This window comes from Roseburia lenta, from assembly GCF_014287435.1.
Lineage (GTDB): Bacteria > Bacillota > Clostridia > Lachnospirales > Lachnospiraceae > Pararoseburia > Pararoseburia lenta.
On sequence record NZ_JACOPG010000003.1, the window covers coordinates 228,093 to 242,661 of the forward strand.

Annotated in this window: 9 protein-coding genes; all 9 read left to right on the top strand. The window is 43.3% G+C overall.

All coding sequences use genetic code 11. From position 1 onward, the window contains the following. The first annotated feature begins 7 nt into the window (after positions 1–7). Positions 8–1,810, top strand: coding sequence for a DUF2142 domain-containing protein (locus tag H8R94_RS08560; RefSeq protein WP_186854405.1), 1,803 nt, complete (start codon positions 8–10; stop codon positions 1,808–1,810). 42 nt (positions 1,811–1,852) lie between these two features. After that, positions 1,853–2,803, top strand: coding sequence for a glycosyltransferase family 2 protein (locus tag H8R94_RS08565; protein WP_118535405.1), 951 nt, complete (start codon positions 1,853–1,855; stop codon positions 2,801–2,803). After that, positions 2,791–4,728: a glycosyltransferase gene (locus H8R94_RS08570; protein WP_186854406.1), complete on the top strand. Its 1,938-nt coding sequence runs from the start codon at positions 2,791–2,793 to the stop codon at positions 4,726–4,728. The genes H8R94_RS08565 and H8R94_RS08570 overlap by 13 nt, the downstream gene beginning before the upstream one ends. 191 nt (positions 4,729–4,919) lie before the next feature. Then, positions 4,920–8,177 carry a metallopeptidase domain-containing protein gene (locus tag H8R94_RS08575; RefSeq protein WP_186854407.1) on the top strand — a complete coding sequence of 1,086 codons (3,258 nt, stop codon included), beginning with the start codon at positions 4,920–4,922 and terminating at the stop codon, positions 8,175–8,177. Between the two features lie 161 nt (positions 8,178–8,338). Then, complete coding sequence (glf, locus tag H8R94_RS08580; protein ID WP_178010820.1) at positions 8,339–9,457, top strand: UDP-galactopyranose mutase; 1,119 nt, start codon at positions 8,339–8,341, stop codon at positions 9,455–9,457. Position 9,458: 1 nt separating this feature from the next. Continuing rightward, positions 9,459–10,337, top strand: a complete 879-nt coding sequence (gene rfbA, locus H8R94_RS08585) for a glucose-1-phosphate thymidylyltransferase RfbA (RefSeq protein ID WP_118281561.1) — start codon at positions 9,459–9,461, stop codon at positions 10,335–10,337. 9 nt (positions 10,338–10,346) lie between these two features. Then, complete coding sequence (locus tag H8R94_RS08590; protein ID WP_186854408.1) at positions 10,347–12,542, top strand: glycosyltransferase family 2 protein; 2,196 nt, start codon at positions 10,347–10,349, stop codon at positions 12,540–12,542. A 16-nt stretch (positions 12,543–12,558) separates the two neighbouring features. Next, positions 12,559–13,215 carry a hypothetical protein gene (locus H8R94_RS08595; protein WP_186854409.1) on the top strand — a complete coding sequence of 219 codons (657 nt, stop codon included), beginning with the start codon at positions 12,559–12,561 and terminating at the stop codon, positions 13,213–13,215. A 3-nt stretch (positions 13,216–13,218) separates the two neighbouring features. Further along, on the top strand, positions 13,219–14,568 hold the full coding sequence (locus H8R94_RS08600) for a hypothetical protein (RefSeq protein WP_186854410.1): 1,350 nt from the start codon (positions 13,219–13,221) through the stop codon (positions 14,566–14,568). Position 14,569 lies beyond the last annotated feature (1 nt).

The following is a 14,569-nucleotide window of genomic DNA, read 5'->3' on the forward strand; positions in this document are numbered from 1 at the left end:
GAACGTTTTGAAGAAGGAAGTAAAATGGGATCGTACAGCACTGATCGTTGAGGTATGCTGTATTGTCTTAGTGGGGTTATTGGATCTGTCCCTGTGTTGGATGGACGGTATGCTGGCATACCATAAGGTGTTGGTGGTGCTGGTTAATGTTGTGGGGATCATAATCTTTCCATGGCTTTTGCTGCATTTTGCATGGACACGCGATGCCGTGGAAAAAGCCTTGGCAGATTTGGAACAAGGCTGGCAGAAGATCAGGAAGGATCATCAAAAGATTATCAAATATGCAGCCTATTATGTTGGTTTGTGGCTTGGGCTGGGAGTTATTGTCCGGATCGCAACGCATGGGACAGTTTTCCCATGGTGGAAATACTATTTTTTTGCAGGGTGTGCCAGTCTGATCCTGACATTCTGGCTCATGCGCAGGCAGATGGCGGAAAAGACGGAAGGGGCATTTGCTGTAACGGCACTGATCCTGGGGCTGACTTTTATCCTGTCGTCGCCAAGGATTGTGGGTGTGTGTTGGGATGACGAAACACATTTTGTACGGACAATCTCTATTGTCAGTATGTTTGATTCTGTAAAGTATGAAGCAGAGAACAAGTTGGTTGAGGATTTTCCGCAGTTGAACCAGCAGATTATGGATAAAACATATTCCTATGAGTCATTGCGGGAATACAGTCAGACATTGGATGGGCTTTATGACAGAGCACATGCACACAATCAGGAAGTCTTACGTCCCTATGATGAAGCAACGATTGGCTATAAAAGTCTGGGTGGAATTTATTCCATTGCATATATTGTGCCGGCGATCGCGATCATTATTGGAAAAGGCCTGCATCTGAGTTTTGCCCATGTTTTTTTACTAGGGAAAATAAGTATCTTACTGGCATATACAATGATCATTTATTATGCGATCAAGCGCTTGCGTTATGGGAAGATCCTGATGTCTGTGATCGCTCTTTTACCGACTTCCATGGTACTTGCATCATCCTATAGTTATGATTGGTGGGTGATTGCGTTGACATTGGCGGGAACCTCCTACTATATCGGAAATCTGCAAAGGCCAGAGGAGACCTTGCAATATCGGGATCTCTTTATGATGGTCGCCTGTTTTGCGCTTAGCATCATGCCCAAGTGGGTTTACTGTGTGATGCTATTGCCACTGTTTTTCTTCCCAAAGGAAAAATTTAAAGATAAGCGGCAGAGAGGGGTATGGTACGCTTTTCTGATCGGCGGTATGGCAATCATATTTTTCCTGTTTGTACTTCCGGTTCTGCATCATGGGCTCGGAATGGGAGACACAAGAGGCGGGGAGGGGATCAATGCCAGCGAACAATTATGGTGGATCTTACAACTTCCGGGCAGTTATCTGCAAAAGCTGATCGGTTTTATGGCAGGTTATCTGGGATTTAATGTAGCACCGCTTTACACAACGAATATGGGATACTTAGGGCAGGGAGATTATGGAATTCTTCTCCTGATCCTTATTGCGGTGATTCTGTATCTGGATCGTGGTGAGGAAAAGCGAAAAGTTACATGGCTTAGGATCAGTCAGTGGGCAACGTTCCTTATCCTGGTGGCGGTGATTGTAACCGTGTTTTATCTTGTTTATACACCAGTAGGAGGACAAGTCTTACAAGGGTGTCAGGGAAGGTATTTATTGCCGGTGCTGTTCCCATTGGCTTACTCTCTGGGAATTGATGGCATAAGCATTAAGTTTGATAAAAACCATATGGTCATGGCTGCCCTAGGTTTCACATCTCTTGTGTTTTTGCTGGATTATTACACGCTATATATTTCATATTTGTAAAAGGACAGAAAATGGATGGAAAGGTAAGAGTGTGAGAGCAGGATGCAACATGTAACAGCAGTAGTAGTCACATACAATCGGATAGATTTGTTGAAAGAGTGTCTACAGGCTCTTCGAGAGCAGAAAGTAGACCGGGATACACAATTAGATATTTTTCTCGTGGATAATGCCAGTACGGATGGCACAAAAGAGTGGATAGATGGCATGGTATCGGCAGGCGATGCCGAAGACAGGCGGATCTATGCGACCCATCTGGCAGAGAATACGGGTGGAGCCGGTGGATTTTATACCGGTATGAAATGGGCGTATGAACATGGGGCAGATGCGATCTGGATCATGGATGATGATACGATACCGCAGGCAGATGCCTTGCAAAAATTATTGGATGGCATGATGTGCGCTGGAAATGAGGTCGCACCGCAGGACGAGATTGGTTTTGTCTCATCAACGGTCCTTTGGACAGATGGAAGTCCTTGCCAGATGAACCGTCAGCATTATGTGGGACAGGAAGTGACTGTGTCCGGCAAGGGTGCAGAAGAAAGTGCCTTGACCCTGCAGGCGGTGGATAGTGCAACCTTTGTTTCACTTCTCTTTACAAGAGTGGCAGTGGAAAACAAAGGGCTGCCGGTCAAAGAGTATTTCATCTGGGGCGATGATAAGGAATACACGCTTCGGATTTCGGAGACTTATCCATGCTATCATGTCAAAGAAAGCGTGGCTATCCACAAAATGAAGACCAATGCCGGAAGTAATATTGTGATTGATGATATAGAACGTGTGCCAAGATATTTTTATGCATTTCGTAATGATCTGTGCACGGCAAAAAGGCATGGGACAAAAGAAGTCTGTATTTACTTTGCGGCATTTTTCCTAAATATGCTGCGCATCCTGTTTAAGAGTAGGGATGGAAAGAAAATGCGCATTGCTACGATGTGGAAAGGAATGACGGCTGGGATGCGTTTTGCACCGGAGATAGGAGGATGGAAACAGTGATTATTCAAAAATTGATCGGACCAAGCAAGGAAGTATGCAATGAGTGGGGGATGTATTTTAGAAAAGTGGATAAAGAGGGAAATGATATTACGACCTATCCATATGATGATGGGAATGTCATGTTCCATAAACTGATCGATGGCGTGAAAGCATCGGAAGTGGCAGCAGAATCTTTCCCACTTGAGATCAAGCAGGGAGAGATATTATCCCTGGATACGTATTTCAATGCTTTTTCCATTGGAAAATGGAAGAAATACACCAAGTTGTCGAATCTGGCATTGGAGATCGTGACCAGTGGTCCGGTAGAGGTCAGAGCCTATCAGACGGTTGGCATGGTAGAAACAGAGCATATGTGGCATGAGTTCCCGGATGAGGAGACCATGTACAGTTTCTTGCACAACAAAAGACGGGAAATGGACTGCCCACAGGAAGCAGAAGCATTTGTAACGGACCAGGGACAGCAGGCGATCAGGACGATCATTCATTTCTCCGAATTAGCCGATGAGGGCATTTACTATATTACGATGGCGCCGTGCGAGGATGCAGTTTCTCTTTTGTCGGGAGCATATACCACAGACGTAGAGAAAGAGGATGTCAATCCGGTGGAACTGGTACTTGGCATCTGCACTTTCCAGAGAGAAGAATTTTTAAAGAAAAATGTGAATCTGGTACTGGATAAGGTCATCAATAATGCCATGTCGCCATTGTGCGATCATGTAGAAATTTATATATCAGATAACGGACAGACGGTGCCGCAGGATACCTTCCAGAGTGACAAGGTGCATCTTTTCCCGAATAAAAATGCCGGTGGAGCAGGCGGTTTTACAAGAACCATGATCGAGTCTCTTTTCCATCGCCAGGACTCGCCATTTACCCATATCATATTGATGGATGACGATATTATTCTTTCTACAGATGTGTTGGAGAGAACCTATCATTTCCTGCAATTCGTTGATGAAGAGCATCATGATATGATGGTTGGCGGTGAAATGTTCATGTTAAATCTTCGCTATAAGCAGTTTGAGGCTGGGGCAAGATGGCGTGGCACGCAGGTGACTTTTTACAATAAGATGTGGGATCTGCGCAGACAGGAATGTGTTGCCACCAATGAATGTGAAAATCCGATCAATTACAGTGGCTGGTGGTACAGTGTTATCCCGACCTCTATTATTACGGAAGATAATCTGCCGATACCTTTGTTTATCCATTATGATGATATGGAATATGGGGTGCGAAATGAGAAAAATGGCACAATTCTTCTGAACGGTATCTGTGTATGGCATCCACAGGGGATCAACAAGGCGGCAACGCGTATGACCTATTACGATATCCGCAATATGCTGATCGGCATGGCAGGGTCCGAAACCTGTGCAACAGCAGGCGATGTGATCCATCATTTATCAAACCGTATTGTCGGTGCCTTGAACCGTTATCGTTATGAAGATGCAGAGATCATCTATGAGGCTATCGATGATTTTTACAAGGGACCGGACTTCTTTAAGACATTGGATCCGCTTGAGAAGCACGCAGCACTGACCAAGTATAATTATAAATACGAGGAATTGTCTGCCTATGATCTGACCGAGGATATGGTAGAAGAAAATGGATTCCACAGCCATTATCTGGCATGGAGTGTCTGGGCGATCATACGCTGGATTCTTCCGAGCACAAGGGCACTCAAGGTCGCCGGACTGCGCGATAGTGGCATTGCTTTTGGTGCTAAGAAGATCTTCCACTATGATGAAGAAAAGCGCAAAGGCTATATGACAGAGAAGAGTTATGCAAGAGGCTGGAAAGATTTTTGTGACTATCTGAAGATGACAAAGAAAATCAGAAAGAACCACGATGTCATGATGCAGCAGTGGGCAGAGGCGAAAAAAGAGATCACGAGCCTTGGATACTGGGAGAAGTATCTGGGGTTGTGACTATAGTGTGTATATATTTCTTTGATTGATGTTATAAAAGCCTGGTTGCATAGGTTAAAGCGAAGAAAAGTGAACATGAATTTGATAAACGAAGGGAGATGTATATGGTAAGACGAAGGAAAAAAATAAGATCGGGTCGTGTAATGTCAGTTTTTCTGCTGTGTGCGATCATGCTATTGGGGGATGCAGGGATGATGACGATTCAGGCAGCACCATCGACAGGCCGGGCAGCGAACCTGGTTGTCATTGTACGTTATCAGGGAGATACTGTGGGAGACGACGATACGGGTTATAATACACCATATACCTCACAGATTTCGGGAGCCCCGACAACTTATTGGGGCTTGTTGCAAAGGCGTTTCAATGGAGAGAATGACACCTTTGCGATCGGATCATTTCGGGAATATCTGTCGAGGCTTTCCGGTGGGGCACATCAGGTGGAGTCACTTTTCCCGCAGACTGTGTCAGGTGAAAGAGTGGAATATATCACGTTGGACAAGACACTGGCGGAATACCAGGGATCAAATGAGATTTCTCTGGTTGCTGAGGTCGCTCAAAAACTGACGGAAAAGTATCCAACTTATGATGGGACACTTCTGGATCGGGACGGTGATGGGGCAATCGACAACCTGATGATTCTGGCATCTGTACCAAAGACAGGGCAGTTTACACCGCACACAACCAATGCCGGAAATAACTATACTTTTGCCGGCAAGACCATAGGTTATTATAATATACTTGAAACTTGTACAACGACACTTTCGTCGGGCACATTTTGGGATTCTTTTGATATTGCAACTGCAGCGCATGAGTATGTGCACACATTTGGTGTGCCGGATTATTACCGTACATCGGGAATGAATGGAACACCGGTTGGAATGTGGGATCTTATGGCAGGATCACTGGGCAGACCATCACTTTTGGCAACGACAAGAGAGAATATAGGCTGGGCAAAGATTGCCCAAAAGACAGCGACAAGCTCAACCTACACATTGTATGATATGGATAGTGCATATGCGAATGGCGGAAAGAGTCAGGCTTATAAGTTTTATACACCATTTTCATCCAGTGAATATTTTGTGGTGGAATATCGTAAACCGGGCAAAAAGTATTCAGCGGACTTGGATCAGAACATGTCAGGAGCCGGGCTTATCGTATATCGTGTGAATCCGGCATATGCTACGGATGGAAATCTGCGTGGTAATGACTATATCTATGTATTTCGACCGGATGATACCGGGGGGAATGCATCCGCGGGCGATATTACAAAGGCTGCGGCAGGGATGCCGACCTACATATCCGGCAGACAGTCTATCGGATCGGAGGATTTGTCAAAAACGATTGTTGATAATGCCATCTGTTACAGTGACGGGCGCAATTCCGGCATGACAATCAGTGTGACTGCGCAGACGGATGACTCAATCACATTCGATGTGACATTTCCAGATTATGCAAATATGAATCTGTGGGAGACGGTGACGAGTCAGGATGGGACGACACCATTGTCCACGATGAATGCCAGTGCTACACAGTTGGCTACAGATGGAAACGCTATTTATGTTTTGGCACAGAATACAAATTCTTCGACTGTTTTACAGTATGATGGAGCGAATTGGACGAATCTAGGCAAGCCTATAGATAATGTGTCATCATCTGTGAGCATAGAGAGTTGCAATGGTAGTTTGTATGCGTTGATTTCTGATTATCGCAATAACTGCAGCGTCTTGAAAAAATATAGCGGGAATGCCTGGAAGGAAATAACGACTATGAATGCATATGCTACTAATCATCCCGTGCTGGGGGTGATCGGAGATAAACTGGCTACGATCGTCGCTAAGGACAATAAAAATCCACAGTTATATCTTTTAGAGAATGATTCCTGGAAGGCTGTGGGACCGCAGCTAAATGTTTCTTATCTGGTAAGTCCGGTATTGTTTTCGTATAATGGATTTCCTGCTCTGGCATATGGTGATTTTACAGAGCGGACAACGAGTGTGATGGTATATAAAAATGATCAATGGACTTCTACGCATAAGAATACCGATGCGTATGCGAAGAAGATCGTGGTCAAAACAACAGGGGATCATGTATATCTTTTGAGTAATGAAAGCACAGGTAGTGCCAAATTAACCACAATGGATATGTCAGGAGGCGTTACAGAAACGGTTATGTCTTCACTGGGCAGTAACCTTCTGGATATCGGTCTGACAGCAGGAAAACAAAATCTTTACTATGCCATTGTAACTGCAGATGGGAAAGTAAATGTATATAGTTCTACTGTGGCAGATCCGACCGACACGACAATGCTGGGAAGTACGGTTTATTCTCCGGCGTTTGGAACTGCGCTGGGAAGAATGGATGGAATTCTATACTGTGCATCGACACCACAGAGTGATGGGACGATGGATGTAAGGCGTTATCAGGCTCTGGATGATGAGATACCATCTACACCGGAACCAACGCCTGAGCCAGAGCCAGAGCCGGAACCAAAGCCGGAACCGACACCGAAGCCAAATCCTGAGCCGACACCAACACCGGTGGAGCGAACCTACAATGCGGTATATAATGGAGTGGATTACAGTAGTGTTTTTGATCCATACTATTATGCGGATCAGTATGCTGACTTGAAACAGGCATATGGTTATGATTGCAGTCAACTGTTACAGCACTTTATCAATTATGGCATGAGTGAAGGACGTCAGGCCAAGGCAAGTTTTAATGCGACCTCATATCGTCTGCAGTACAGTGATCTGCGTCGCGCTTATGGAAATGATCTGAAGCCTTATTATATGCATTATCTTCAGTGGGGAAGAAGCGAAGGGCGTCAGGGAACAGGATGTAATGTGCTGCAAAACGGACTGACAAGGTATGATGGCATCGATTATGCAGCAGTTTATGATTATAATACTTATGTGAGCCGGTATTCGGATGTATTTCGGGCATATGGCTACGATGATCAGGCGGTACTTCTTCATTTCATCCATTATGGAATGAATGAGGGACGCATTGCGAAAGCGTCTTTTGATGTGACCTCATATCGCCTGCAGTATAGCGATCTGCGTCGTGCTTACGGGAACAATCTGAAATCTTATTATTTGCACTATCTGCAGTGGGGAAGACAGGAAGGACGCAAGGGCAGTGGCTGCATACGCCTGCAGGGGGCGATAACAACACTTAATGGTACTGATTACGGAAAGGTTTATGATTATCAATACTATATAGATAAAAACCCGGATGTATTCCGTGCATATGGCTATGATGATCAGGCAGTACTGGCTCATTTTGTAAATTATGGTATGAAAGAAGGTCGTATCGCGAAAGCATCTTTCGTTGTAAATAATTATAAAGCGCGCTACGCGGATTTACGCCAGGCATATGGGAACAATACAGCCATGTATTATAATCACTATATAAACTGGGGATACAAGGAAGGACGCAAAGGAAACTAACTTACAGAGGGCAGAAGTCAAAGGATGACTTCTGCCTTTTCTATATGGGTGAGGAGGCTTTATCCTGTCTAATTGCTAGCATAAGGTTGTCAAAATGTTACAAAATTGCTACAATACAATTAACTATGTTCGGATTTAAATAAGAAAGGAAGACAGAGATTATGAAGCATTATGACTATCTCGTAGTAGGTGCTGGACTTTTCGGAGCCACATTTGCATACGAAGCAAAAAAGAGAGGAAAGGAAGTACTTGTTATCGATAAGCGCGATCACATCGCGGGTAACATTTATACCAAGGAAGTAGACGGTATCAACGTACATGTTTACGGTGCGCATATCTTCCATACCTCGGACAAGGCTATCTGGGAATACATCAATCAGTTTGCAGAATTTAACAATTATATCAACTCTCCGATCGCAGTTTACAAGGACGAACTTTATAACCTGCCATTCAACATGAATACCTTTAGCAAGATGTGGGGCATCCGTACACCGCAGGAGGCTAAGGATATTATCGAGAAGCAGAAGGCAGAGTATGATATAGACGAGCCAAAGAATTTGGAGGAGCAGGCATTGTCTCTTGCCGGTAAAGATGTCTATGAGAAACTGGTCAAGGGTTATACCGAGAAGCAGTGGGGAAGAGACTGTACAGAACTTCCGGCATTCATCATCAAGAGACTGCCGATGCGCTTTACTTACGACAACAACTACTTTAACGACCGTTTCCAGGGTATCCCAATGGGCGGTTATACACAGATCGTTGAGAAGATGCTGGATGGCATCGATGTCGTTACCGGAGAGGATTTCTTTGATCTGAAAAAGTCCGGAAAGTTATCTGACGGCACTGAAGTCTCTTATGATCGGATACTCTTTACCGGTCAGATCGATGAATACTTTGATTCTAAGTTTGGACCACTGGAGTATCGTTCTGTCCGCTTTGAGACAGAGAAACTGGATATGGAAAACTACCAGGGCAACGCTGTAGTCAACTACACAGAGCGCGAAGTTCCATATACCCGTATCATTGAGCACAAGCATTTTGAGTTTGGCAAGCAACCGACAACCATCATTTCAAGAGAATATTCTTCTGAGTGGAAGCCGGGCGTAGAGCCATACTATCCGGTCAACAACGAGAAGAACAATGCTTTGTATGAGAAATATGCAGAACTTGCTGCCAAGGAAGGCAATGTGATCTTTGGCGGACGTTTGGGACAGTACAAGTATTACGATATGGACAAGGTGCTTATGGCAGCGCTGGAGTGTGTAAAGGAGGAATTTTAAGATGAAAGGTATCATTTTAGCAGGTGGTTCAGGAACCAGATTATATCCATTGACCAAGGCGATCAGCAAGCAGATCATGCCGGTATATGATAAGCCGATGATTTACTATCCGCTGTCAACACTGATGTTGGCAGGTATTCGTGAAGTGTTAATTATCTCTACACCAAGGGATGTGGTTGTCTTTGAGGATCTTCTTGGAGATGGTAGTCAGTTAGGCATGGATATCCAGTATGCCATTCAGGAGCAGCCGAATGGACTTGCAGAAGCGTTTATTATCGGTGCAGACTTTATAGGAAAAGATGCAGTGGCGTTGGTACTTGGCGATAATATCTTCTATGGTCAGAGTTTTTCACAGGTATTAAGACGTGCAGCAGATAGAACTGAGAACGAACCTGGGGCTACCATCTTCGGCTACTATGTCAGAGATCCGAGAGAGTATGGCGTGGTTGAGTTTGACGAAAATGGTAAGGCTATTTCGATCGAGGAAAAGCCGGAAAATCCAAAGTCAAATTACGCGGTTCCGGGTCTGTATTTCTATGATAATTCGGTCGTTGAGATTGCAAAGACAATCAAGCCGTCTGCCAGAGGAGAACTTGAGATCACAGCAGTAAACAACGCTTATTTAGAGCGTGGAGATTTGCACGTAGAGACATTGGGACGTGGATTTGCATGGCTTGATACAGGAAACCATGACATGCTTCTTGCAGCAGCAGACTTTGTATCTGCTTTTCAGAAGCGACAGGGACTTTACATTTCTTGTATTGAAGAGATTGCATACAAGAGAGGATTTATTGATAAGGAGCAGCTGGTAAAACTGGCACAGCCGCTTTTAAAAACAGATTACGGAAAGTATCTGATGGAGATTGCAGAAGGGTTATAGTTTTACGGCATGATTAGACGAGCAGCGAGAAAAGCAAAACGTATTATAAAACGAATATTGCGCATTGGTAACTATCAGAATATTGATGTATTCCGACAGTGGATAGAAGAAGTAGAGCCGACGGTCTGGAATCAGGGGGTCTTGTCATATGCCCCTCTGATTTCTGTTGTAGTACCGGTTTATAATGTTTCAAGCCAGATGCTGCGCGACTGCATCGATTCTGTCAGAAAACAGACATATGAAAACTGGGAACTCATCCTGGTGGACGATCATTCTTCATGGGAGAATGTCCGACAGGTGCTGTCTGAGTACAGTGACATGCCGAAGATCCGTGTGATCTATCGGGAAGAAAACGGCAATATTTCAGAGGCGACCAATACAGGACTTGCACAAGTGCAAGGGGAGTTCATTGCCTTTATGGATTGTGATGACGTTCTGGCTCCGCAGGCATTATATGAGGTAGCATATCTTTTGAATGAAAACCAGGAATTGGACTTTATCTATAGTGATGAGGATAAAATTACCGAGGAGTGTCAGGCAACCAGGGAAGGCACGTTTGCAATACCTGTAAAAGATCGTCATACACCTTTCTTTAAACCGGATTGGTCACCGGATGCCTTTATGTGTCTGAACTATACCAATCATCTGTCTGTGTATCGAACCGAGATCGTCAAAGAAGTAGGCGGTCTGCGCACAAAGTACAATGGCAGTCAGGATTACGATTTTGTTTTGCGCTTTATGGAGCATACGACAAATCGGCGCGTGGGACATGTAGACAAAATTCTTTACCATTGGCGCGAACGAAAAGAATCGGTGGCGTATGATCCGAATTCCAAGCCGTATGCACTGGAAGTGGCAAAGAAATTAAAAGAAGAAATGATCACACGACGCGGACTGCATGCCGATGTGGAGTATGTGGACGGCGAGTACCAATACCGTCTGGTCTACCACAATGACACAAACGAGAAAGTAAGTATCATCATTCCGTCTAAAGACAATTTTGATATTTTAAAGCATTGTCTGGCTACCATTGCAGAGTTTACGGATTATCCGAACTATGAGGTCATTATTGTGGATAATGGCAGTGCGCAGGATGTGCAGGACAAGATCAATGATTATATTGCCGGCAAGAATATACACTACATCTATGAAAAGCAGACCTTTAACTTTTCACATATGTGCAATATTGGTGCGGAGCATGCATCCGGAAAATATTTCTTATTCTTGAATGATGATATTGGAATCCTGCATCAGGGATGGCTGGATCGTCTGACCGGACATGCCGCCCAGGAACATGTGGGTGCCGTTGGAGCCAAACTTTTATATCCGGATTCGACAGATATCCAGCATGATGGTGTGTTAAACCTGACTTGCGGACCGTCTCATGCATTTAGTCATATGGATGATGCACAGTCTTATTATTTCGCGAGAAATCGTGTGGAATATGACTGGCTGGCAGTGACCGGCGCCTGTTTGATGGTTGATAGGGCAAAGTTCTATGAGGTTGGCGGCTTTGATGAAGAATTTCCGGTTGCCTACAATGATATTGACCTGTGTTTTAAACTGGCAGAGGCTGGTTATTATAATGTATGTCGTAATGACGTCATCTTGTATCATTATGAGTCTGTGAGCCGTGGGCTTGACAATCAGGATGATGAAAAGATGCTTCGACTTGCGATGGAACGCAGCAAATTGTATAAAAATCATCCTGCATTTGAGGGTTATGATCCCTTCTATAATCGCAATCTGGGGGGATATAATATCTCCTTTAGTATCCAGATGCAGGGGGCTGGCGATCATGAGCCGCTGCAGACAGAGAGCAGCATGGAAGATTTTGTCATTGATTTTGATACAGAGTCTATCAATTTTATGGCGCGCATTAATAGTGTGGAATATCTGAATTCACTTGTGCGTGTTGTTGGTTGGTTCTATACAGGTAGTCTTCGGGTGGATAGTAAGAGAGAATTGTATTTGGTTTTACGCGGTGAATCCGGCAGGTGTTATCGTGTCGAGGTCGAAAGATTTGTATCGGATGAAGCGAGAAGAACCTATGACAGTCGTTATGGAAATGTTGGTTTTGAGATACTGGTTGATAAGGATAAATTGGAGGAATCCGATCAGAAGTATCAGATAGGTGTTATGATCTCCGGAGATAAGCGCCAGGATTGGTTCGTGCAGTGGACGGAGAGATGGATTTTGAGATAGGTGATAGAATATAATTATGGATCAAGTGCAAAAAGAAAAATATCAAGCCAGAATACTTGATTTGTTAATTCTTGACAAGAAACAAAAAATTCTTGTGGTCAATAATGAAAATCCCATTTTTGCAGAAGACTTAAGAGAACGAGGGTTATCTGTTGAAGAAACAGATGACAAGATTGATATGCAGGCATCCTATGATGTTATTATCCTGTTTGGAATGCTTCGGGGGGGATTGACGCAGTCTACGATGGAAGAAGTGATGAAATTTCTTGCGGCAAGATTGGATGAACATGGACAGTTGTTGTGGTGTGTTGATAATAAATTTGGCTTAAAATATTGGTCAGGGATGCAATATGAAAAGGGCGGTTTTTTCCGTACTTTGGAATCGACAGAGAATGAGGATGTTATTTCATATCAGAAAATAATGAATCTGCTCCTTGAGATGCCTGAAGTAGACAGTACAGTCTACTATCCGTATCCAGATTATCGCTATCCGATGGAAATCTATTCTGATGAATGGATGCCGAGCAAGGGAAGTCTGGAAAATTATGACTTTAATTTTGAATACTTTCGTTATCGTTTCTTTGATGAAAGCAAGGTGTGGGATAATATAATTGAGGAAGGGCTGTTCTCGGAGTTCGCGAACTCATTTGCTGTAAAGATAGAAAGGCGATAGGTAATGGAGAAGACAATCTATATAAAATTTTCAGAAGATCGAGCGCCTGAATTCTGCAGCAAAACACGGATTGCCATCGCAGATGGAAACAAAGTCATATATAAAAGTGATCCAAATGGACAGATCTCAGAACATCTAGCGTTAATGCCGGAAAAACATCAGTGGCTGGTGGAACGTTATGGGGATACAGCAATCGATATTAATGATGTAAAGAGAACAGACAAGGGAATGCAGTTCGCATTTGTATCTGGAGAGTCGATTCAGTCAAAGTTAGATTTGTATATCTTGCAAGGAAATGAGAAAAAAGTACGTCAATTGCTCAATGAATATGTTGAAAGGCTGTTGAGGCACGGCTCGTATAGAGGTGATTTCCAACCGAATGCAGATGAACAGAAAATTTTCGGAAACGTAGAAATGAGAGATATTGACTTGGCGAAAGTCAGCAATATTGACATGATTTTTCCGAACGTTCTGGTAGATGAGGAAAAGTGGCATGTAATTGATTATGAATGGACATTTGACTTTGAAATTCCACAGAAGTTTATTTTGTATCGAGCACTTTTGTATTGGAACAGTACATCGAATGCGCTGAAAAATCACACTTGGGAAGAGGTATTGGATCTAGGAGAGATTTCGCTTATTGAAGCAGAAATATTTGAAAAAATGGAGGCCTGCTTTCAACGATATGTGGCGGGCGAGACAGAAACTTTCCGAACAAAGGCCAATTATGAATGCAAACCGCAGTTCAGTATCAATCAGATCAATCAAAAGATTATAAGAACGAAAATAAAAAAAGAACCACTAAAAGTATACTATCCAACGGAAAAAGGATATGACGAGGAAAATACTTGCACTTTCTATTGGGAGAGAAGAGATGATCAAGCGATAAAAATAGATATAAAAGAGGCATACGATAAATTGAGATTGGATCCAATAGAGCAGTCGTGCATGATTCGGATAGATAAAGTATCCTTGAATGGAGAACCACTTAGTTACTCATATAATGGTGTGGAAATGTCTGAAAATGTGATAGGATTTGATCATAACGATCCACAAATAATTGTTGATCTGGAAGGAAAAAAAGGAACGTTTTGCGTGAGATATGAAATTATGTATGCTGATGATTTTGAATGGTTGAATGAAGTGGTATCATATGAAAGGGCACTACGTGAAGAAAAACAACGCTATATTGAAAAAATAGAAAGAGAAGCACAATCAACAATTCTAGAACAGCAAGAGATAATCAATGCAAAGACAACAATGATAGATCAGTTTATGCCTACTGTTTGGTATAAAGCATATCATTTAACAAGGCTAATAAAAAATTATTTGAATAGGAAAATGGGAGATTAGT